This is a genomic window from Rhizobium sp. C1 (genome assembly GCF_021026335.1).
Lineage (GTDB): Bacteria > Pseudomonadota > Alphaproteobacteria > Rhizobiales > Rhizobiaceae > Ensifer_A.
The window spans coordinates 374524-396070 of record NZ_JAJNCY010000004.1; the positions used below are offsets into that span (position 1 = coordinate 374524).

A 21547-nucleotide genomic window follows, 5' to 3' on the forward strand; every position below is an offset into this window, starting at 1 on the left:
TTGAAGGTCACGAATTCTTGCTTCTGTATTTAACGATGAGCACGATCATCAGGATGAGGCACCAGACGACGGCTGCGAGGGCGCCGAGCGGCATCGTGATCAGCCCGAACCAGCCAAGGACGAACATGATGGAAAGCGTTTCGCCGTAATCCGTCCCGCCGATCAGGCAGGGATGAACTCCGCCTTCATCCAGCGCGCAACCATTCGCGTTGGCAATCGCACTTGCCGAGAAGGCCGAAATCAGTGGCGCGAAGGCGAAAAGCAGGATGACCGCCACGGACAGCGCGAAAGCGATAATCATGCCCCTTGCGCTTTTCTGTCCCGCCGGCCGCCTTTCCGTCATCCGCCGTTTGCCTCACGCAGAATGGCCAGCGCTTCCGCCGGATCGACGCGGCCATCATAAAGCGCGCGGCCCGAAATCGCCCCTTCCAGCTTCTTCGCATCCGGCATGGTCATGCGCACGATATCGGCAATCGAGGCAAGACCGCCTGACGCGATGACCGGAATGCTCACGGCATCGGCCAGCTCGATGGTCGAATCCCAGTTGATGCCGGTAAGAATGCCGTCGCGGTCGATGTCGGTGTAGACGATAGCCGACACGCCAGCGCCCTCGAATTTCTTCGCCAGCTCGATCACGCCGAGCTCGGAGGCCTCCGCCCAGCCCTCGACAGCAACCCGGCCGCCCTTGGCGTCGATGCCGACGGCGATGTGGCCCGGGAACTTGCGGCAGGCTTCCTTGACAAGCTCGGGATTACGGACAGCGACCGTGCCGAGGATGACACGTGTCAGACCTTTGGAGAGCCAGGCCTCGATATGCTCGAGTGTGCGGATTCCGCCGCCGAGCTGAACCGGGTTCTTCGTCGCCTTCAGGATCGCCTCGACCGCAGCACCATTGACGGATTCACCGGCGAAGGCGCCGTTGAGGTCCACGACATGCAGCCATTCGAAACCCTGGTTTTCGAAGGCCAGCGCCTGCGCTGCCGGGTCGGGATTGTAGATCGTTGCCTGGTCCATATCGCCCAGCTTGAGGCGAACGCACTGGCCGTCCTTGAGGTCGATTGCCGGAAAAAGGATCATGATCGTCTCTCGAGGGTTCGTGTCTTTATGGCTTCCATTTGAGGAAGTTTGAAATCAGGGCTAGGCCGAGCTTCTGGCTCTTTTCCGGGTGGAACTGTGCGCCGGCCTTGTTGTCATGCGCGACGAAGGCCGTGACCGGCCCACCGTAATCGGTGACGGCCACGACGTCATCGGCCCGCTCGGCCTTCAGGTGATAAGAGTGGACGAAATAGGCATGCAGCCCGTCCGGCCCGGTCGGAATACCGTCGAAGAGCGGGTGCGGACGGTTCAGCGTCAGCGTGTTCCAGCCGATCTGTGGCACTTTAAGTGAGGCGTCGTCCGGCTCGATCAGAACGACATCGCCCTTGATCCAGTCGAGGCCTTCGGTGATCGTCTTTTCAAGACCGCGCGAGGACATGAGCTGCATGCCGACGCAAATGCCGAGGAAGGGATTGCCCTTGACCTCGACCGCTTCGCGAAGCGCCTCGACCATGCCGTCGACGGCATTCAATCCGGCGCGGCAGTCGGCATAGGCGCCGACACCCGGCAGCACGATATGGCTGGCGGACGCCACAACATGCGGATCGGCGGTCAGCACGATCTCGTGGTCAAGGCTGGCCTCGCGGGCGGCGCGCTCGAACGCCTTGGTGGCGGAGCGCAGGTTTCCTGAACCGTAATCGACAATGGCGGTCAGCATCAGCGTCCCTTCTGAAAATCAATCATGCCGAACTGGAGTTTCGGCCCTTGAGGCGGTCTGACACTCGCGTCCGGATCGATCCTGGAATTCCGATCGTCCGTCTCATCCGCATCGTCTTCGCCGTAGTGGATTGCCTCGGCATCCGCAAGGCTGCTCGCGGTAATGATGCGTTCGGTTTTCCAGCCGCGGTGTGCGAGATTGTCGGCCAGCCGCCGTTTGGCTTCGAAACCATAGATCAGGCTGGAGGCGGTAAGAAGAATAAAGCCTGCGCCCGCTGTTTCCTGGGCGGCAAGGAAGACAAAGCCGAAGGCTCGCACCACCAGGAGAACGAGTGCATCCACAGTGAGCCCATGAAAGAACGCATGGATGACGGGAAAGATCGCGGCGAGCCACGAAAAGCCGTCGCGCACGAAGCGGCAATCCGGATCGTGGAGCCGGCCGTTGGGCGAAAGAACGATATAGGCTGCCATCTCCGTCAATCCCGATGGAGCGGGCTGCTTGGCCGATCAGATGAACGGATCAGACCAGCATGCCCTTGGTGGAAGGAACCCGGCTTTGCTGGCGCGGGTCGATCTCGCAGGCGGTACGCAGAACCCGCGCAACCGCCTTGAAGCAGGTCTCGGCGATATGGTGGTTGTTGGCGCCGTAATGGTTCATGACATGCAGCGTGATGCCGCCATGCTGCGACAGTGCCTGGAAGAATTCGCGCATCAGTTCGGTATCGAACGTGCCGATCTTCGGTGCCGAGAAGTTCACGTTCCAGACGAGGAACGGCCGGCCGGAGATGTCGACAGCTGCCTTGGTCATCGTCTCGTCCATCGCAAGGTCGAGCGAAGCATAGCGCGCGATGCCCCGGCGGTCGCCGAGTGCCTTCGAAATCGCCTGGCCGATGGCAATGCCGGTATCTTCCACCGTGTGATGGTCATCGATATGCAGGTCGCCCTTCGCCTCGATTTCCATGTCGATCAGCGAATGACGCGACAGCTGTTCCAGCATATGGTCGAAAAAGCCGACGCCCGTCGAGATGCGCGATGTGCCCGTGCCGTCGATATTGACGGAAACGGAGATCGACGTCTCGTTCGTCTTGCGGGAAATGCTCGCGCTTCGGCTTTGCATGGTCTCGGCCATTGCACACTCCAGTCAGAAAGGCTTGGCCCGCTGCATATCAGGCGGGGCGTCAAGAATCCAGCGCGAAGCAGAAATGTCTCGCGCGCGTGAGACATAGGCGTGGGAGCCTTGCGTTTCAACGGATTGCAATCGTCACGCCACGGCTTACATAGGTCTCGAAACGTGCCTGAAGGGGCGTCTGACAAGGGCCGGCTTAGCCGGTGCAACGGGTGTTTGATGACAACGATTATTACGGTCCGCAAAGGCGGAAAGGTCGTCATGGCCGGCGACGGGCAGGTGAGCCTCGGCCAGACTGTGATGAAGGGCAACGCGCGGAAGGTTCGCCGCATCGGCAAGGGCGGCGAGGTAATTGCCGGTTTTGCAGGCGCCACGGCAGACGCCTTCACGCTGCTCGACCGTCTGGAAAAGAAGCTCGAACAATATCCAGGCCAGCTGATGCGTGCCGCCGTCGAACTCGCCAAGGACTGGCGGACCGACAAGTATCTGCGCAATCTGGAAGCCATGATGCTGGTGGCCGACAAGGATATTACGCTCGCCGTCACAGGCAACGGCGACGTGCTGGAGCCTGAACATGGCGCGATGGCCATCGGTTCGGGCGGGAATTATGCCTTTGCGGCTGCCCGCGCGCTGATGGATACGGACCTGTCGGCTGAAGACGTGGCGCGCCGCGCGATGACGATCGCGGCAGACATCTGCGTCTACACCAATGGCAATGTCATCGTCGAAACCCTCGACGCTGCCAAGTAAGCCCTCATTTTCGATTGGATTCTCTCAAATGACCAATTTCTCTCCCCGCGAGATCGTCTCCGAGCTCGATCGCTATATCATTGGCCAGCATGAGGCCAAGCGCGCGGTGGCGATCGCGCTGCGCAACCGCTGGCGCCGGCAGCAATTGCCGGACGACCTGCGCGATGAAGTCATGCCCAAGAACATCCTGATGATCGGCCCGACCGGCGTCGGCAAGACGGAAATCTCCCGCCGTCTCGCCCGTCTGGCCGGTGCGCCCTTCATCAAGGTGGAAGCCACCAAGTTCACTGAAGTCGGCTATGTCGGCCGCGACGTCGAGCAGATCGTCCGCGATCTGGTCGAGGCCGGCATCGTGCTGGTCAAGGAAAAGAAGCGCGCCGAGGTCAAGGCCAAGGCGCATCTGAACGCCGAAGAACGGGTTCTCGATGCGCTTGTCGGCACGACCGCATCGCCCGCCACGCGCGACAGCTTCCGCAAGAAACTGCGCGACGGTCAGTTGGACGACAAGGAAATCGAAGTCGAGGTCGCCGATACGGGCAATGCAGGCGGCGGTTTCGAAATCCCCGGCATGCCGGGCGCCAATATCGGCGTGCTGAACATTTCCGATCTTCTCGGCAAGGCCATGGGCGGCCGGACGAAAAAAATCCGCACGACCGTCAAGAATTCCTATGCCGATCTCATCAACGATGAGTCCGACAAGCTGATCGACAACGAGCAGACCACCCGCGAGGCGATCCGTTCGGCGGAAAACGACGGTATTGTTTTCCTGGATGAAATCGACAAGATCGCCGGAGGCGAAGGCCGTTTCGGCGCGGGCGTTTCCCGCGAAGGCGTGCAGCGCGACCTGCTGCCACTGGTCGAAGGCACGACGGTTGCCACGAAATATGGCCCGGTGAAGACGGATCATATCCTCTTCATCGCGTCGGGGGCCTTCCATGTCTCGAAGCCTTCCGATCTGCTGCCGGAACTTCAGGGCCGCCTACCGATCCGCGTCGAGCTGAAGGCGCTGACCAAGGAGGACTTCCGCCGTATCCTGACGGAAACGGAAGCGAGCCTCATCCGTCAGTACAAGGCGCTGATGGCGACGGAAGAAATCGAACTCGATTTTACCGAAGACGCCATCGATGCGCTTGCCGATGTCGCAGTGCATCTGAACGGGACGGTCGAAAATATCGGCGCGCGCCGTCTGCAGACCGTTATGGAACGCGTGCTGGATGAGATTTCCTATGTTGCACCCGACAAGTCGGGCGAGAAGCTTTTGGTCGATTCCGATTACGTGACGAAACATGTCGGCGACCTTGCCGCCAACACGGACCTCTCGCGTTACATTCTTTGATCGTCGGATCGAAAATGGGCCCGGCCGAAAAATGCGGCCTGGCCCGCTTGTTTTGTCAGTCCTTTTTTGCAGCCCTTGAAGCGCCTCTTGAAATAGTTCGGCCGCGTCGCGAAACCGCTGTTGCCCTCGCGAGCGTTTAAGGGCATTTTTCCGCCAAATTTTGCAGGCACTTGCGCCCCTCATGGCGGCAAGAGACATTTGAACGGGTAGGAAGATCGTGAAAATCGGGTTGCGGATCGGAACGCTTTTTCTGGCGGCGGCACTTGTTTTGCCGGGTGCAGCCGCATGGTCGGCCGATATCTTGAAGGTCCCGCCGGGCAATCGCAATGCCGAACAGCCGCCGATCCCCGGAGCCTCCTACAAGCGCACGAAAGAAGGCCGCACGACCTTCGACGACAAATATGACAAGGTTCGCGATCTGCTGAAGACCGACCGCGCGCTGATGTCGAAGATCGAAGCCACGGCCTCGCGCTACAATATCGACCCGATCCATATCGTCGGCGCGATCGTGGGCGAACATACCTATAATGTGGACGCCTATGACCGGCTGCAGAGCTATTATATCAAGGCCGCGTCCTATGCGGGCGACAGTTTCCGCTTCGCTTATGACGGCCAGTCCGTGGACCAGTTCGTGTCGCAACCGCAGTTTTCTGCCTGTGCGACAAAGGAAGACAGCTACACGCTTTGGACCTGCCGCGAAGATGTTTGGGAGAAGGATTTCCGCGGCAAGACCGTGAATGGCAAGTCCTATCCCAACAACCGTTTCAGCGCCGTCTTCTTCCAGCCTTTCTACGCGGGCCAGACCTTCGGTCTCGGCCAGATCAATCCGCTGACAGCGCTCAAGCTGACAGACCTCGTGCATCAGAAGTCCGGCTATGAGCGCCTGGACGAAAACAAGGCCGCCGACGTCTACAAGGCGATCATGGATCCAGATCAGTCGCTGGCCTATATCGCCGCCGCCGTTCGCAAGTCGATCGACGACTACCGTTCGATCGCCGATATGGACATTTCCGGTAACCCGGGTATCACGGCGACGCTCTACAATCTCGGCAATTCCGCCTCGCGCGCAGCCGTGCTTGCCGCCAAGAACCGTGGTCGTTCCTCGCCGGAGTGGCCGGAAGAGAACTATTACGGATGGCTGATCAACGAGAAGCTGGCCGATCTCAAGTCGCTGCTCTAGCTAGTCTTAGCCAGTTATTGTACTGCATATCTCCTTTTTCCGGGACAAACCCGACAGCCTCGCGCATGCTGCTTTTAGTAACCAAGCAGCAAAGCCGTAAACCGGAGAATTGCAATGCGAAGAGTTCTTTTCGTAATACCGCCTTACTTCGATGTTCACGGTGTCGCTGCACAAGGGCGCGCAGCAGTGCTTCCATCATTCACAATTCCCTACGGCATTCTTTCCATGGAAGCCTATCTGAGGGTCAATTGCTCCAAGCTCGAAGCCGTCAGGCTCATCGACCTGAATGTCACCTTGAAGAAGTTGGTGGAAGATGGGCGCACGGACGAATACGAAGCAGTGTTTCGACGTGAGATCGAAGCTTCACTGATTGAGTTTCGGCCTCAAATCTTCGGGGTGTCCGCGCTTTTCAATACGTCTTTCGGTTACGTGGAAAGCGTACTCGACGTCGTCAAGTCGCATGATCCGTCAATTCTCACGATTTGTGGTGGCGGCTTGCCATCGGCAGCCTTTGAAATGATGCTGCGCACATGTCCTTCGCTGGACGCGATCTGCAAGGGCGAGGGCGAGTTGCCCATGAAAGCCCTTATCGACTCGGAAGATCCTTGGGACGTCATTACCGAGCACAAAGCTTGGGTCGATCGGGCGCAACTGGCGACCGGAAAGGTGCCGCAGCATGATTTTATCCAGGAGCTGGATGAAATCCCCGAGTTCGACTACAGCTTCATTGACCTCGATAACTATAACAGCCGCAGCATTGACAAGCGTTATGCCGATCGGCCCAAGCGCGAAATGGCGATCCACACATCGCGTGGATGCCCATTCCTCTGTGTCTTCTGTTCCAATCCCTCGCTCCATGGCCGGTCCATGCGCGCCATGTCGGTCGAGCGCGTGGTCAATGATGTGACACGAATGCGGGATGAGTTCGACATGACGGTCCTCCTGATCGAGGATGACCATTTCTTCTTTGACAAGGAGCGCGCGAAGACGCTTCTCAAGGCCTTCGCGGATCTCGGGATTCGTTGCGAGTTTCCGAACGGCGTCGCCGTTTACGCAATTGATGACGAGGTGGCTTTTCTCTTTTCTGCGGCTGGCGTTTCCGCTGTGGTTCTCGCGGTTGAATCCGGGTCAGATTATGTTCTCAACCACATTATCAAGAAACCCCTGAAAAAGAAGCTGATACGCCCAGCAGTGGAAGCTCTGAGGCGCCATGATGTCCGCTCCCATGTTTTCATCGTCGTTGGTCTCCCAGGTGAAATGGACGAGCACCGAAAAGAGACGATGGATATGTTGCTGGAAACAGGATTCGATTGGATTCATATCAATCTCGCCATACCGATCTTCGGCTCGCGCCTTTACGATATTTGCGTCGAGAACGGTTATCTCGAAACCACGAGAGCGGAAGATTTCGTGGCCACCAGGGCAAATATCCGTGCACCCGGTGTGGATCCGATCGCTGTGGAAAATTTTGCTTACGAGGCGCAATTGCGCGTCAACTTTGCTGAAAGCGCCAATATGCGTCTTGGCCGTCACCATATCGCCATGCCGTATTTTCAGAATGTTGTTTCAAAATATCCAGAACATGCTTTTGGGCAGTTCTTCTACGCCAAGTGTCTCGAACTGGAAGGCCGCTTTCAAGAGGCACGTCTGCATCGCGCGCACGCCGAAAGAATTTTTGCTGATGATCCCTGGTGGCGAGATCTGGCGGAGCGTTTCGGGGTGATTGAGCGCAGCGAGCCCGCCGATCATCTGCTCCCCTCAGCTTTGGGCGCGGAGTTGCAAGCAATAAGCGCCTGAGAATGTCCGGCGCTAAAAGGTCGCCAGACGTTCGAACAGGAGCACGAAATGCAAGCAGAGCCCCAAGCCCGAGAAAATGATTCGGCCTTGCATTTGGAGACAGAAAAAGGGCTGGTTACGCCAACAAATGTAGCGGGCGCTCGCGCTTTCGAACCGCCCGCGCCCGTGCCGAGAAATACACCGCCCTCGCGGCTTGAGGTGATCCGTACGCTCTTTCGCAATCCGCTCGAACTCTGGGGCGAGCCGAGCTATACCCAGCCGGTCATCCAGGCGAAATTTTTCGGCCAACTGACGACCATCGTCAATCATCCCGGCCTCATCCGCCATGTTCTGGTCGATAACGCCGCCAATTACGGCATGCAGCCGGTGCGCCAGCTGGTGCTTCGGCCGATCCTGCGCGACGGCCTGCTGACGGCCGAGGGTGATACGTGGAAGCGCTCGCGTAAGGCGATGGCACCTGTCTTTACCCCGCGCCATGCCCGCGGCTTTGCCAACCAGATGCTCGACCAGTCGCAGAAATTCGCCGACGGCATGGTGGCCTCAGCAAAGGCAGGCGCAGAGGTCAATGTCTCGCAGGAGATGACCGAACTCACCTTCGCCATTCTGGCCGAGACATTGTTTTCCGGTGAGATCGTCCGCACCGCCGGCAATTTCGCAGAACATGTCGACAAGTTGCTGCACACGATGGGCCGCATCGACCCGATGGACTTGCTTCAGGCCCCGTCCTTCGTGCCGCGCGTCACGCGCTGGGCAGGCCAGCGGCCGCTCAACCATTTCCGCCGTATCGTGGCGGAAACGATGGAGCAGCGCCGCCCGCGCATCGCCGATGGAACGGCGCCGCGCGATTTCCTGACGCTGCTTCTGGAACTGGAAGGGCCGGACGGCCTCACGCGCGCGGAGATCGAGGACAATATCCTGACTTTCATCGGTGCGGGCCATGAGACGACCGCTCGCTCACTTGCCTGGACGCTCTATCTTCTCGCTGAGGCTCCAGATTTTCGTGCTCAGGTCGAGGCAGAAGTGGATCGCGTCGTGGCAAGTGGAGCCGATCCGGTCGAGTGGCTGGAACTTCTGCCTTACACAAGAGCCGCCTTTGAGGAGGCGATGCGCCTCTATCCCCCAGCCCCCAATCTTGGCCGTGCGCCGCTGAAGGATGATGTCTGGACGGACGAGAACGGGAAGCGCTACGAAATGCCCGCGGGCGAGGCAGTCCTCGTCATGCCCTGGGTTCTGCACCGCCACAACCTTTATTGGGACAAGCCACGGCAGTTCATGCCGGAGCGTTTCCTGCCCGGAAACCGCGAAAAGATCGGCCGGTTCCAATATCTTCCCTTCGGTGCTGGGCCGCGCATCTGCATCGGCGCGACCTTTGCGCTGCAGGAGGCGGTCATCGCGCTCGCCGTCCTGCTCAATCGTTTCCGTTTCGAAACGACGACCAACACCAAGCCCTGGCCGGTCCAGCGGCTGACGGTGCAGCCGCTGGCGGGACTGCCGCTGCGTATCCGCGAGCGGCAGGATCGACGGGTCTGATCAACGCCGCGCCGGGGATTCGACGACCAGACCGACCAGCCACCGAACCACCGGCAGGACGAGCAACAGGGTCGGGAAGGCGACGAGCCAGGAAAGGCCCCAAGCCGTCGGCCATGTCGCGAGGAACGCGGCATTGAGACCGAGGCTTTTCAGCGTCGAAATTGCCGAGACCACGAAGGTCATGACGATGGAGAGAAACAGCGGCATGACAAACGCGGCATAGCGCGCCGGAAGTTTGGGCGCGCGTGAAGTGTTTTCATAGGACATGGAAATAGACTTTCGATTTGCGGGTCCGTCTTGGCGCGTCGCTGTCGATTGGCTTTGCATTCGCGGGGACGAAACCCGGTTGAACGCGTTGCCTGACGTCGGACGCTTACGGTGCTCTCGCAAATCTGGAAGCACAGCCCAGTTCAAACACAAGTCTTGATGACGGTCAAGTTGAACGCTGAAGGTCGCGGGCAAGCTTGCAGGCCGCCGCTAATAATGTCATCGCTCGGCTAAGGTCATTCATTCGCATGGGCTGGCAGTGGCAGACATCATCTCTCTCGGCATCGACACCGGCGGCACCTACACTGATGCCGTCATTTTTTCGGACACGCGTGGCGTCCTCGCCAAGGCGAAAGCGCTGACCACCCGCCACGATCTGTCCGAGGGCATTGCCGGTGCGGCCGATGCGGCGCTGGCTGCTGCCCAGATTGATTCACGTGAAATACGTCTGGTCTCGCTGTCGACCACTCTGGCCACCAATGCGCTGGTCGAGGGGCAGGGCCAGCGTGTCGCGCTCGTCATGATCGGCTTTGGCGAGGACGATCTCGCGCGTGATGGTCTCGGCGAGGCGGCCAAGGCAGGCCCGGTGATTTTCCTCCCTGGTGGTCATGATGTGCATGGCCGCGAAACCCCGCTCGAGATGGACACGCTGCAGGAGGCGCTGCCGCAGCTGGCAGGAGAAGTCTCCGCCTTTGCCGTTGCCGGCTATTTCGCCGTTCGGAATCCCGCCCATGAGCAGCGCGTCCGCGATCTCATCCTGCGAGAGACCGGACTGCCGGTGACCTGCAGCCACGAACTCTCCTCCAAGCTTGGCGGCCCGCGCCGGGCGCTCACCACGCTGCTCAACGCCCGCCTCGTCGGCATGATCGGCCGTCTGGTGGGCGCTTGCGAGACTTATCTGGAAAGCCGAAACATCGCAGCGCCGCTGATGGTCGTGCGCGGAGACGGGGCTCTGATCTCGGCGTCAGAGGCGCGCCTTCGCCCGATCGAAACAATCCTGTCCGGCCCGGCGGCAAGCCTTGCCGGTGCACAGTTCCTGACCGGTCTCGACAGTGCCGTCGTCAGCGATATCGGCGGCACCACGACCGATGTGGCAATCCTCGAAGACGGTCGACCGAAGCTCGATCCGGATGGCGCGATGGTTGGCGGTCACCGCACGATGGTCGAGGCGGTCGCGATGCGCACCTATGGGCTCGGTGGTGATTCCGAAGTGCGTATCGACCTTGCCGGCCTCATCGCGCGAATCGAGCTCGGCCCGCGCCGCGTCCTGCCGCTGAGCCTCATCGGGCATCGCTTTCCGGACATCGTCATGCCGGCACTCGAAAAGCAGGTCGGCGCGGTTCACGCGCAGCGTCACGAGGGCCTGTTCGCGATTCGCACCGGTCTGCCCCATTCGATGGCCGCCGGGCTCTCGGCGCAGGAAGCTGCCCTCTATGCCCGGATCACGGATCAGCCCCAGCCGCTGACCCAGCTTCTGACCACCGCCCCTCAGAAATCCGCGCTCGACCGGCTCGCAGCCCGAGGCCTCGCGCATATCTGCGGGATCACGCCGTCCGATGCCCTGCATATCCTTGGCCGGCAAGGCCAGTGGAATGCGCCCGCCGCCCGCCTTGGCCTCGATCTCGCCGCCCGTCAGAAGGGCGGCAACGGCAAGCCGATCGCGGCGGACGCCGAGGATTTGGCAAATTGCATCGTCCAGCGCCTGACGCGGCAATCCTCTCATGCAATTCTCGAAGCCTGTCTGACTGATGATGGCGAAACTGGTATCGAGCCGGCGAAATCCCGCGCGATTGCCCGCGCGCTGGATCGCCAGCCGGGCGTCGTGCGGTTCTCGCTGGCGCTTGATCGACCGTTGATCGGGCTCGGTGCCTCCGCCCCGGTCTATTATCCGGCGATTGCAGAGGAGCTCTCCGCCCCCACCGTCATTCCCGATCACGCAGATGTCGCCAACGCCATCGGCGCGGTCGCTGGCCAGATCCGCGAAACGGTAACGGTCTTCGTGACCAGCCCGGAAGAAGGCATCTTCCTGCTCAACGGTTCGGGCGAAACCCTGCGATTCGTCTCCGAGACCGAAGCGCTGGAGGCGGCCCGCGCTCGCGCCGCCGAGCATGCCCGCTCACTTGCTGCCCGTAGCGGCCTTGCCGAGCCGCATGTGGAACTGACGGAAGAGGCGGACGCCGCCGAAATCGAGGGCAAGCGCAAACTGGTGGAAGCGCGGGTGAGGGCGGTTGCGTCCGGTCGGCCGAGGGTTGCCGATTGATTATTGCCAATCCGGCGAAAATCTTTGGCATTCTTGCCCCATTGACCGGGAATGGCGCTTCGCAGAGACTGCGCTATAAAGGCAGACATTGTACCTGACGGGAGTGTTATCATGGGCATGATCGACAAGAACGGGCTGAAGATCGACAGCGAGCTTCACGATTTTATCGTGAACGAGGCAATCCCCGGAACCGGGGTCGATGCGGACGCCTTCTTCAGGTCTTTCGCCGCGATCGTGACGGAACTTGCGCCCAAAAACCGCGCGCTTCTTGAAAAGCGCGATGCGTTCCAGGCAAAGCTCGACGACTGGTATCGCAAGAACGGCGCGCCTTCCGATATGGCGGCCTATGAAGCCTATCTCCGCGAGATCGGCTATATCCTGCCAGAGGGTCCTGAATTTCAGGTTGCGACCGAGAATGTCGATTCGGAAATCGCCGAAGTCGCCGGCCCGCAGCTTGTCGTTCCGGTTTCCAATGCGCGCTATGCGCTGAATGCCGCCAATGCCCGCTGGGGCTCGCTCTATGATGCGCTTTACGGCACGGATGCGATGGGTGATCTGCCGACTGGCAAGGGATACGACACCGTTCGCGGCGCGCGTGTGGTTTCCTGGGCGAAATCCTTCCTCGACAAGAGCCTGCCACTGGCCGGTGGCAGCTGGGCGGAGGCTACGGACTTCGAGTTCGAGAATGGCGCGCTCTTCGTGGATACGAAAGCCGGCCGCACTGGCCTTGCCGATCCCGCTCAATATGTTGGCTTCAAGCGCGAGAGCGAGACGGCCTATCGTCTGTATTTCCGCACCAACGGCCTTCACACGCTCGTTTTCGTCGATCCGGACAGCCTTATCGGCAAGGATGATCCGGCAGGCATTGCAGAGGTCGCACTGGAATCGGCACTTACGACGATCATGGACTGCGAGGATTCCGTCGCCGCCGTCGATGCCGAAGACAAGGTCGGCGTATATCGCAACTGGCTCGGCCTCATGAAGGGCGACCTGACGGAAGAGGTCAGCAAGAACGGCAAGACCTTTACCCGCAAGCTGAGCGGTGATCTGGAACTGACGACGCCCGATGGCGCGTCAACAACGCTTCCCGGCCGCTCGCTGATGCTGGTCCGCAATGTCGGCCACCTGATGACCAACCCGGCGATCACCTTAGACGGTGGTCGTGAAGTACCGGAAGGCATTATGGATGCGCTGGTCACGGGCCTGATCGCGCTCCACGATATCGGCGCCACCGGCCGCCGCATGAATTCCCGCGCCGGCTCCATGTATGTCGTCAAGCCGAAGATGCATGGTCCGGAAGAAGTCGCATTCGCCTGCGAAATCTTCAACCGCGTGGAACAGGCGCTCGGCATGGCACCCAACACGATGAAGATGGGCATCATGGACGAGGAGCGCCGCACGACGGTCAACCTCAAGGAATGCATCCGCGCCGCCCGCGAGCGCGTCGTCTTCATCAATACCGGCTTCCTCGACCGCACCGGCGACGAAATGCACACGTCGATGGAAGCGGGTCCGATGATCCGCAAGGGCGACATGAAGCAGGCCGCCTGGATTTCGGCCTATGAAAACTGGAATGTCGATATCGGCCTGGAATGCGGCCTCTCCGGCCGCGCCCAGATCGGCAAGGGCATGTGGGCCATGCCGGACCTGATGGCCGCGATGCTCGAGCAGAAGATCGCCCATCCGAAGGCCGGGGCGAACACGGCCTGGGTTCCGTCTCCGACGGCAGCGACGCTGCATGCGACGCACTATCACAGCGTCAATGTCGCCCACATTCAGGACGGTCTTCGCAAGCGCGGCCGCGCAAAGCTCTCCGATATTCTTTCCGTTCCGGTCGCCCCGCGTCCGAACTGGAGCCCGGAAGACATCCAGAAGGAACTGGACAACAATGCGCAAGGGATTCTCGGCTATGTCGTGCGCTGGATCGACCAGGGCGTCGGCTGCTCCAAGGTTCCGGACATCAACAATATCGGCCTGATGGAAGACCGTGCCACGCTGCGCATCTCCTCGCAGCACATGGCCAACTGGCTGCGCCACGGCGTCGTCACGGAGGCGCAGGTTGTTGAAACGCTGAAGCGCATGGCCGTTGTCGTGGACAAGCAGAACGCGGATGACCCGATGTATACGCCGATGGCGGTAAATTACGAGGGTTCCGTCGCGTTCCAGGCGGCGCTTGAACTGGTGCTCAAGGGCCTTGAACAGCCGAACGGCTATACCGAGCCGGTCCTGCATCGCCGTCGCCTGGAGCTCAAGGCCAAGCTCGCCGGCTGAGCCTCGATAGGTTGCCAAAAAAGACAAAGCCCGCGATCCTCATCGGATCGCGGGCTTTTCCGTTTCAAGAGCGTGAGGCGAAATCGCCTTACTGGATGACGACGACCTTGGTGTTGCGGCCCGGACGGACGCGGCTATAGAGGTCGATGACGTCCTGGTTGATCAGGCGGATGCAGCCTGAAGAGGCGGCCGTGCCGATGGAGGACCATTCCGGTGTGCCGTGCAAACGGAACAGCGTGTCCTGGCCCTTTTCATTGAAGAGATACATGGCGCGTGCGCCGAGCGGGTTGGTCACGCCCGGGTTCATGCCGTCTTCGACATACTTGGCGACTTCCGGCTTGCGGGACGCCATTTCCTTCGGCGGATGCCAGGTCGGCCATTCCTGCTTCCAGGCGACGTAAGCCGTGCCGGACCATGCAAAGCCCTGCTTGCCGACGCCGATGCCGTAACGAACGGCCTTGCCGCCGGACAGAACGTAATAGAGGAAGCGTTCGCGCGTGTTCACGATGACCGTGCCGGGGCTTTCCTTGGTCTGGAAATCGACGATCTGGCGATGAAACTTCTTGTCGAGCTTCTGGATCGGGATGGCCGGAAGCTGGAAGCCGTTGTCGATGATCTTGCCATAGGCATCGGGAACCGGGCTACCGGCTTCGGTCGGTGCTGCGAGCGAGGCGGAAGCAAAACCGGAAATGGCGAGGGCGGCGAAAATGCCGAGAATTTTTGTCTGATTGCGCGGGCGCATGGTAATCTCTTGAAGTCGGAGGGTTTCCGGCCGGACGTTCATGTCCGTGCAGAACCGGTTCATTCGTTATTTTACAGAGGCTACTCGATTGCAAGGCGAGCTTGGGACTCGCATGGGCCGAATCAACCAAAAAAGCCGGCCGCGGGCTTTTTTGCAACAGAACCCGAATCGTGCCAAGATCTGTTCATGCCAATTCTCAACCTGCATGATTTTCACCCCCTGATCGACGGGCGGCAGTCGGAACGCGCCATGCTGGTGCGCCGCGGCGTGCAGCGTCTGCTTCACGCAATGCGGCTCGCCGTCCTGCCGGAACTCTCCCTCTCAAGCGGCCGTCGCGCCGATCTGATTGCCCTGACGCCCAAGGGCGAGGTCTGGATTGTCGAGATCAAGTCCTCGATCGAGGATTTCCGCGTCGATCGCAAATGGCCGGATTATCGCCAGCATTGCGACAGGCTTTTCTTCGCGACCCACAAGGACGTGCCGCTAGAGATCTTCCCCGAAGAGTGCGGGCTGTTCCTGTCGGACGGATATGACGCCCATATCATCCGCGACGCGCCGGAGCACAAGCTGCCTCCGGCCGTGCGTAAATCTGTGACGCTGAATTTTTCGCGCATTGCCGCGCAAAGATTGCTCATGGCGGAACTGGCGCTCGAGTCGGGCAGGCCGCTGCCGCCGTCGTGGGAAGACGGCTGAAGCCGCCTACTTCGGCGCCCGCTTGGCCAGAATGCGCTGAAGCGTGCGGCGATGCATGTTGAGGCGGCGGGCCGTCTCGGACACGTTGCGCTCACACATTTCATAGACGCGCTGAATATGCTCCCAGCGCACCCGGTCTGCCGACATCGGATTTTCCGGCGGCTCGACCTTCTCACCCGGGCTTCTCACAAGCGCCGCATAGATCTCGTCCGCATCGGCTGGCTTGGCGAGATAGTCTTCCGCGCCGAGCTTTACCGCGTTGACGGCGGTGGCGATATTGCCATAGCCGGTCAGGACGATCACCCGCGCATCCGCCTTGTTCTGGCGAATGGCGGCAATCACGTCGAGTCCGTTGCCGTCACCCAGCCGCAGGTCCACGACAGCATAACGCGGAGGCCGGGCGCGGGCGCGGTTGATACCTTCGCTGACCGATTCCGCACTTTCGACCGCAAAGCCGCGCGTTTCCATCGCCTTGGCCAGCCGTCGAATAAACGGACCGTCGTCATCAACGATCAGAAGCGAGTTGTCCGGGCCGATTGCGTCATCTGTCATGGGAAAAACAGCCGTGTTGTTCTTGAGATTTGCTGTCAGGATTGCATTCATCAAGTCTATAGGCCCCGTCTGCCGTTGACGTAAAGTCATTTCGCGCGAGAAACATCCATCCGGTGTCGCGGCCATTCGACACTCACACGCGCGCCTCCCTTTTCGCCGGAACTGTTGCCGAAGCTGAGACGTGCGCCGGACCGTTCCAGCAGCGTCTTGGCAATGAAAAGACCAAGGCCTAGTCCGCCTGCATTGTCCTCACGACTTCGAGAGGTGACATAGGGTTCGCCAATCCGTTGCAGGATGTCGGGGGAGTAGCCCTCGCCATCGTCCTCGATCGTGACGATCACCTTGTCGTTCCGTGCTTCGGTCGTGACAACCACGTGATTGCGCGCATAGTCGACAGCATTCTCTACGAGATTTCCAAGCCCGTAGATGATGCCGGCGTTTCGGGCGCCGACCGGTTCCGTTTCGCGCGGCGTCTTTTCAATCACAATGATGCGGATGCCGAAGTCTCGATGCGGCGCGGTCACCTCCTCGATCAGCGAGGAGAGCGGCAGCAGCTTCATCGCCTCCGCCTCTTCCGATGAGAGGGTCGTCAATCGCCTCAGGATGTCGCGGCAGCGTTCCGCCTGGCTGCGCAGCAATTGCACATCTTCGCCGTAGCGTTCGTCGGTGGCGAGTTCCCGCTCCATTTCCTTCGCGACGAGACTGATCGTCGCGAGCGGCGTCCCAAGCTCATGTGCGGCGGCTGCCGCCAATCCGTCGAGTTGGGTCAGATGATTTTCCCGTTGCAGCACCAGTTCGGTTGCGGCCAGCGCTTCCGAAAGCTGCATGGCCTCCAGCGACACGCGGTAGGAATAAACGGCTGCAAAGGCTGTGGTCGTCAGGATGGCCAGCCAGATCCCGACAATAAGCTCGGTCGGCATCGTATAGGAGGACCCTGGATACCAGGGCAGCGGGTAGGGCGAGAAAGTCAGGATCGATACAAACAGGATCAGCAGCAGCCCAAGCGCCAGCGTATAGCGGATCGGTTGGGTCGAGGAGGAGATGATGACCGGCACACAGAGCAGCGGCGCAAACGGGTTGCTCAGGCCCCCGGTTACAAAAAGCACGCCGGCCAGTTCCAGCAGATCGATCGTCAGGAGCGCCAGCGTCGCCTGAGGTGCAAGACGCAGCGTCGGAGGGTAGCGGACGGAGAGATAGAAGTTGAAGAAAGCCAGAAGCCCGATCATCGCGCCGCAGACCATGTAGGGCAGCGGAAAGGCGATCCAGACATGAACCAGATAGACCGTCAGCGATTGCCCGACAACGGCAAGCCAGCGCAGTCGGACCAGCGTTTGCAGCCTCACACGCCGGCTGTCGCGATAGTCGCTGATTTCGCTCTGGCCGGCTTCGGACATCTTGTCTTCCTCTCAGGTTCCGCGCGGCTTGGCCCTGTGCGTGGCTGCGGCCTCTGACGGGTCTTCCGGCCATGGGTGTCTAGGATAGCGCCCGCGCATGTCGGCCCGCACATCCTTCCAGGACCCGGCCCAGAAACCGGGCAGGTCGCGCGTTGTCTGAATGGGCCGGTGCGCCGGCGATGTCAATTCAAGCAGCAGAGGCAGTTTACCGCCCCCGATGACAGGATGCGACTTGAGGCCGAACAGCTCCTGCACACGCACAGTCAGAACCGGCTCCTCGCCATCATACTGAATCGGATGTCGCTGTCCCGCCGGTGTTTCGAAATGCGTTGGCGCCAGCCGGTCCAGGTCGCGGCCCGCACCATGCGGCAGAAGCGCTATCAACCCATCACGTAGGCTGGCTTGAGAAACCTCGTTCAGCCCGCGCGTGTCGTTCTGGAAAGGCACGAACCAGTCGTCGAGCCTCTCCAGCAGCCCCGCATCGCTGACATCAGGCCATGGCTCGCCCAGCGAGCGGTGCAGAAAGCCGATGCGGTCGCGCAGCTGCCCCGCTTCCTTGCCGAAATTCAGTATTTGAAGCCCGAGCTTTTTCAACCCTTCTGCCAGTACGGTCGCAGCTTCAGGTCCGGAGGGGCGCTGAATGGGCGTCTCTTCAAAGACAATCGCGCCCAGCCGGGTCGACCGCCGCGCCCGCACCTCGCGCGCTGCCTCATCGAAATAGACCTGCGCACCGGAGATGATCGCGCCGGGAAGACCTTCTTCAATCTCCGCTCGCGTTACTTCCGCTGCCGAAAGAATGCGCGTCTTACCCGCCCGCCCGGTCGCATCCGCCACGACCAGCATGGCCGCGCCGGCAAGCCGCGTTTCCGCATCCAGCTCGCCGCCGCGTCCGTTCGCCATCACAAACCTCCCCCGCCCCCCGCGTTGCAGGGCGATGCGATCGGGAAAGGCGTGGATCAGCAGTGGGCCGGGCTGAGGTGTCGTCGCTGTTTTTCGCGCAGAACCTTGGCTTGCCACCTGCGCTGCGATGCGTGAGGCCAACCCCTTTGCCGCCTGCGCGCGCGGGCTTCGGTCATTGCGGAAATTCCGAAGTCGGTCTTCCAGATCGATGGAGGAGCCTCCGAGCCCTTGCTCGGTAATCAGGACGGCAAGTTCCGCTGCCGCAAGCGTCGAATCGGGCTCATGCAAGGCCGTCCTCGCCACCATGGCCGACAGTCTCGGCGGTAGGCCGAGCTTGCGCATGAGCTTGCCCGTCTCGGTGAGCCGACCCTGACGGTCGAGCGCCTCGAGACTGACCAGCAGATTGCGCGCCTCCTGAAAGGCGGGATTCGGCGGCGGATCGGCAAATCTGAGCGCCGACGGCTCCGTCACACCCCATCCCGCCATGTCGAGCACGAGCCCGGAGAGATCGGAAGCCAGAATCTGCGGCGCGGTATGAGCGGTCAGCGCCGCCGTCTGGCCCTGATGCCAGAGACGGATTGCAATACCCGGCTCCGTTCGCCCGGCGCGGCCGGCGCGCTGGTCGGCGGAGGCCCGCGACACGCGCACCGTCTCCAGCCGTGTCATGCCCGTTGCCGGTTCATAGGCCGGAATGCGCTGCAAGCCGCTATCAATGACGATCCGCACACCGTCAATGGTAATCGAGGTTTCCGCAATCGAGGTCGCCAGCACGACCTTGCGCGTTCCGGGCGCGGATGGGCGTATCGCCTGATCCTGTTCCTTCTGAGTGAGGTTGCCGTAAAGAGGAATCACGGCGACATCGGCTCCGAGCGTCCCGCTCAATGCATCCGCCGCCCGCGTGATCTCCCCCTGGCCTGGCAGGAAGGCGAGGATCGAACCTGCTTCCTCCGCGATGGCTCTCCGAACTGTCCGGATCACTGTCTGCTCGACCGCCTCGCCAGCCGGCCTCTCCTCATGGCGGATCTCAACCGGATAGGCGCGGCCTTCGCTGATGATAACTGGCGGACCGTCCAGCAGCACGCCAACCTTTTCCACATCGAGCGTCGCCGACATCACCAGGATCCGCAGGTCTTCCCGCAATCCCGCCTGCGCATCGAGCGCCAGCGCCAGTCCGAAATCCGCATCGAGCGACCGCTCGTGGAATTCGTCGAAGATGACGAGCCCCACATCCGTCAGTTCCGGATCTTCCAGGATCATGCGCGTGAACACACCTTCGGTCACCACTTCTATGCGGGTGCGCGAGGAGATGCGGTTGTCGAGGCGCATGCGATAGCCGACCGTACCGCCCGGCTCTTCACCCAGCAGGCTCGCCATCCGCGAGGCCGCCGCCCGCGCCGCCAACCGGCGCGGCTCCAGCAGAATGATCTTGCGGCCATCGAGCCAAGGCTGATCGAGAAGGTCAAGTGGCACGATCGTCGTCTTGCCGGCGCCTGGCGGTGCACACAGAACAGCGGAATTGTGATCGTGCAGGGCATCGCGAAGCTGCGGCAGCACCGCGCTGACGGGAAGTTGGGGCAGATCGCGGGTCAATGTCGCATTCCTGTATTGGGCAGGCCTTCGCCATAGTCGCCCGTGGCTCCCCGCGTCAACTCTGCAGCTTTGTAGAGAGAAGAGAACCTTAGCCGTCGGACTGCACCAGCCGCGTGGATGTCTCGAAAGCAAGGATCGCTCCCGCCAGATCCTCCAGCGCCGCGCCGACCGACTTGAACAATGTGATCTCGTCAGGACCGGATCGCCCCGCATGTTCCCCTTTCGAAAGCGAGGCCAGATCGGCCTTCACCGCATCGCGTCCAATGACGCCGGCCCTGATCGGCTGCACAAGATCGCCGCCTTCCGAAAGCGCACCTTCATAGGTGTCGACGAAAATACGAGCACGCGAAACCGCCTCATCATCGCATTCACGCATATCGGGGGTGAAGGCGCCGATGAGGTCGAGATGGGCGCCCGGCTTAAGCCAGGCCCCTCGGACGATAGGCGCATCGGAAAGCGTTGCGCAGGAAATGATGTCCGCCTCGCGAACCGCTGCCTCAAGATCTCTGGCGATAGAGACGTTTGGATGAAGCCGCGACGCCAGCTTGACGGTCTCGGCAGCTTTCTCGGTCGACCGACCCCAGACAAGGACCTTCTCAAGAGGGCGCTGCGAACCATGGGCCTCGATGAGATTGAGTGACAATCGTCCTGTTCCGCAAACGAGAAGGATCTTCGCGTCCGCGCGTGACAGAAACCGCGAGGCGAGCGCGGAACTGGCAGCCGTCCGCCGTGCGGTCAGCTCCGCCCCGTCGATCATCGCAAGGTTCTGCCCAGTCAGTGCGGAAGACAGAAGATAAGTGCCGCTGACAGAGGGAAGCGACCGGCGCAGATTGCCCGGAAACACCGAAACGATCTTCACGCCCATATACCGGCCTTCTGTCCAGGCCGGCATCAGCAACAGCGTGGCGTCTGGTTCATTCGGAACCTGGAGCGAATGATGATGACGGGTGGGCATCTTGCAGTCGGACCGGAACATGGTCCGAACCGCCTCCACGAGTTCCGGAAAGGCGGTGGCGTTTCTGACGTCGGTCTCATTGAGGATCAGCATGCGGTCTTCTCTTTTCATGCAAATAGGACGCTTCGGTAACGTCGAGTTTGGCACGCACGCACGGGTCCGGCAACCAAAGGCGCAGAAGCCCGCGATCGCCGGAAGCCAAACCCCGCTCAGCATGGTTAATAGACCGAAAATCTGAGCATGACAGACGCACAACAGAAATTATTGATAAGAATCATACACTTATTTAATTTCTTCATTTTTTTGTTTTGTTGGTGTTGACTGTTTCTGGGGTGTGGGTCTATAAGGCGGTCACTGACGAGGGCGGCGGCGCTGCTAGCGACTGACGAGCTCGTCCTTGAGAAAATCTTCTGATGGTTGCGAGAGTGACTGGGGCCTGGATTGCGGTTTGG

At 60.8% G+C, this 21547-nt stretch carries 19 protein-coding genes; 8 read left to right on the forward strand and 11 right to left on the reverse strand.

Going from position 1 to position 21547, the window contains the following annotated elements; all coding sequences use genetic code 11:
- Positions 1-7: 7 nt before the first annotated feature.
- From LQK83_RS11910 to hisB, 5 genes are read right to left on the reverse strand one after another with little or no spacing between them, the layout of a single operon-like run.
- Positions 8-301, reverse strand: a complete 294-nt coding sequence (locus tag LQK83_RS11910) for a hypothetical protein (RefSeq protein WP_230837616.1) — start codon at positions 299-301, stop codon at positions 8-10.
- 38 nt (positions 302-339) lie between these two features.
- Positions 340-1077: a 1-(5-phosphoribosyl)-5-[(5-phosphoribosylamino)methylideneamino]imidazole-4-carboxamide isomerase gene (gene hisA, locus LQK83_RS11915; protein WP_230837617.1), complete on the reverse strand. Its 738-nt coding sequence runs from the start codon at positions 1075-1077 to the stop codon at positions 340-342.
- Between the two features lie 25 nt (positions 1078-1102).
- Positions 1103-1753 carry an imidazole glycerol phosphate synthase subunit HisH gene (gene hisH / locus LQK83_RS11920; protein WP_230837618.1) on the reverse strand — a complete coding sequence of 217 codons (651 nt, stop codon included), beginning with the start codon at positions 1751-1753 and terminating at the stop codon, positions 1103-1105.
- The gene (locus LQK83_RS11925; RefSeq protein WP_230837619.1) at positions 1753-2223 is read right to left on the reverse strand and encodes a DUF2628 domain-containing protein; all 471 of its coding nucleotides are present in this window, start codon (positions 2221-2223) and stop codon (positions 1753-1755) included. The genes hisH and LQK83_RS11925 overlap by 1 nt, the downstream gene beginning before the upstream one ends.
- Positions 2224-2272: 49 nt before the next feature.
- On the reverse strand, positions 2273-2881 hold the full coding sequence (hisB, locus tag LQK83_RS11930; RefSeq protein ID WP_230837620.1) for an imidazoleglycerol-phosphate dehydratase HisB: 609 nt from the start codon (positions 2879-2881) through the stop codon (positions 2273-2275).
- Between the two features lie 216 nt (positions 2882-3097).
- Here hisB and hslV point away from each other — a divergent pair, with 216 nt between their 5' ends.
- From hslV to LQK83_RS11955, 5 genes are all read left to right on the forward strand, one after another.
- A complete protein-coding gene (gene hslV / locus LQK83_RS11935; RefSeq protein WP_230837621.1) occupies positions 3098-3628 on the forward strand; it encodes an ATP-dependent protease subunit HslV in 531 nt (176 codons plus the stop codon).
- 28 nt (positions 3629-3656) lie between these two features.
- On the forward strand, positions 3657-4964 hold the full coding sequence (gene hslU / locus LQK83_RS11940) for an ATP-dependent protease ATPase subunit HslU (RefSeq protein WP_230837622.1): 1308 nt from the start codon (positions 3657-3659) through the stop codon (positions 4962-4964).
- A gap of 250 nt (positions 4965-5214) precedes the next feature.
- Positions 5215-6144 carry a DUF1402 family protein gene (locus tag LQK83_RS11945; protein ID WP_230837655.1) on the forward strand — a complete coding sequence of 310 codons (930 nt, stop codon included), beginning with the start codon at positions 5215-5217 and terminating at the stop codon, positions 6142-6144.
- A gap of 114 nt (positions 6145-6258) precedes the next feature.
- Positions 6259-7941: a B12-binding domain-containing radical SAM protein gene (locus LQK83_RS11950; RefSeq protein WP_269065497.1), complete on the forward strand. Its 1683-nt coding sequence runs from the start codon at positions 6259-6261 to the stop codon at positions 7939-7941.
- Between the two features lie 165 nt (positions 7942-8106).
- Positions 8107-9471, forward strand: a complete 1365-nt coding sequence (locus LQK83_RS11955; RefSeq protein WP_230837624.1) for a cytochrome P450 — start codon at positions 8107-8109, stop codon at positions 9469-9471.
- Here LQK83_RS11955 and LQK83_RS11960 read toward each other — a convergent pair whose 3' ends face one another.
- A complete protein-coding gene (locus LQK83_RS11960) occupies positions 9472-9738 on the reverse strand; it encodes a DUF2798 domain-containing protein (protein ID WP_230837625.1) in 267 nt (88 codons plus the stop codon).
- Between the two features lie 259 nt (positions 9739-9997).
- Here LQK83_RS11960 and LQK83_RS11965 point away from each other — a divergent pair, with 259 nt between their 5' ends.
- Together LQK83_RS11965 and LQK83_RS11970 are read left to right on the forward strand one after the other, a co-directional pair.
- Entirely contained in the window at positions 9998-11998 is a 2001-nt protein-coding gene (locus tag LQK83_RS11965; protein WP_230837626.1) for a hydantoinase/oxoprolinase family protein, read from the forward strand.
- Positions 11999-12109: 111 nt separating this feature from the next.
- On the forward strand, positions 12110-14269 hold the full coding sequence (locus LQK83_RS11970) for a malate synthase G (RefSeq protein ID WP_230837627.1): 2160 nt from the start codon (positions 12110-12112) through the stop codon (positions 14267-14269).
- Positions 14270-14357: 88 nt separating this feature from the next.
- Here LQK83_RS11970 and LQK83_RS11975 read toward each other — a convergent pair whose 3' ends face one another.
- Positions 14358-15011, reverse strand: coding sequence for a L,D-transpeptidase (locus LQK83_RS11975; RefSeq protein ID WP_230837628.1), 654 nt, complete (start codon positions 15009-15011; stop codon positions 14358-14360).
- Positions 15012-15197: 186 nt separating this feature from the next.
- Between LQK83_RS11975 and LQK83_RS11980 the strand changes: the two genes are divergently transcribed.
- A complete protein-coding gene (locus tag LQK83_RS11980; protein ID WP_230837629.1) occupies positions 15198-15704 on the forward strand; it encodes an MmcB family DNA repair protein in 507 nt (168 codons plus the stop codon).
- 6 nt (positions 15705-15710) lie between these two features.
- On the opposite strand, the gene LQK83_RS11985 is transcribed toward LQK83_RS11980, so the two are convergent.
- The 4 genes from LQK83_RS11985 to LQK83_RS12000 all read right to left on the reverse strand — a co-directional run bounded on the left by LQK83_RS11985 (position 15711) and on the right by LQK83_RS12000 (position 21188).
- Entirely contained in the window at positions 15711-16256 is a 546-nt protein-coding gene (locus LQK83_RS11985; RefSeq protein ID WP_230837630.1) for an ActR/PrrA/RegA family redox response regulator transcription factor, read from the reverse strand.
- 86 nt (positions 16257-16342) lie between these two features.
- On the reverse strand, positions 16343-17650 hold the full coding sequence (locus LQK83_RS11990) for an ActS/PrrB/RegB family redox-sensitive histidine kinase (protein ID WP_230837631.1): 1308 nt from the start codon (positions 17648-17650) through the stop codon (positions 16343-16345).
- Positions 17651-17662: 12 nt separating this feature from the next.
- On the reverse strand, positions 17663-20140 hold the full coding sequence (hrpB, locus tag LQK83_RS11995; protein ID WP_230837632.1) for an ATP-dependent helicase HrpB: 2478 nt from the start codon (positions 20138-20140) through the stop codon (positions 17663-17665).
- 88 nt (positions 20141-20228) lie between these two features.
- Complete coding sequence (locus LQK83_RS12000) at positions 20229-21188, reverse strand: ornithine cyclodeaminase family protein (protein WP_230837633.1); 960 nt, start codon at positions 21186-21188, stop codon at positions 20229-20231.
- Between the last annotated feature and the right edge of the window lie 359 nt (positions 21189-21547).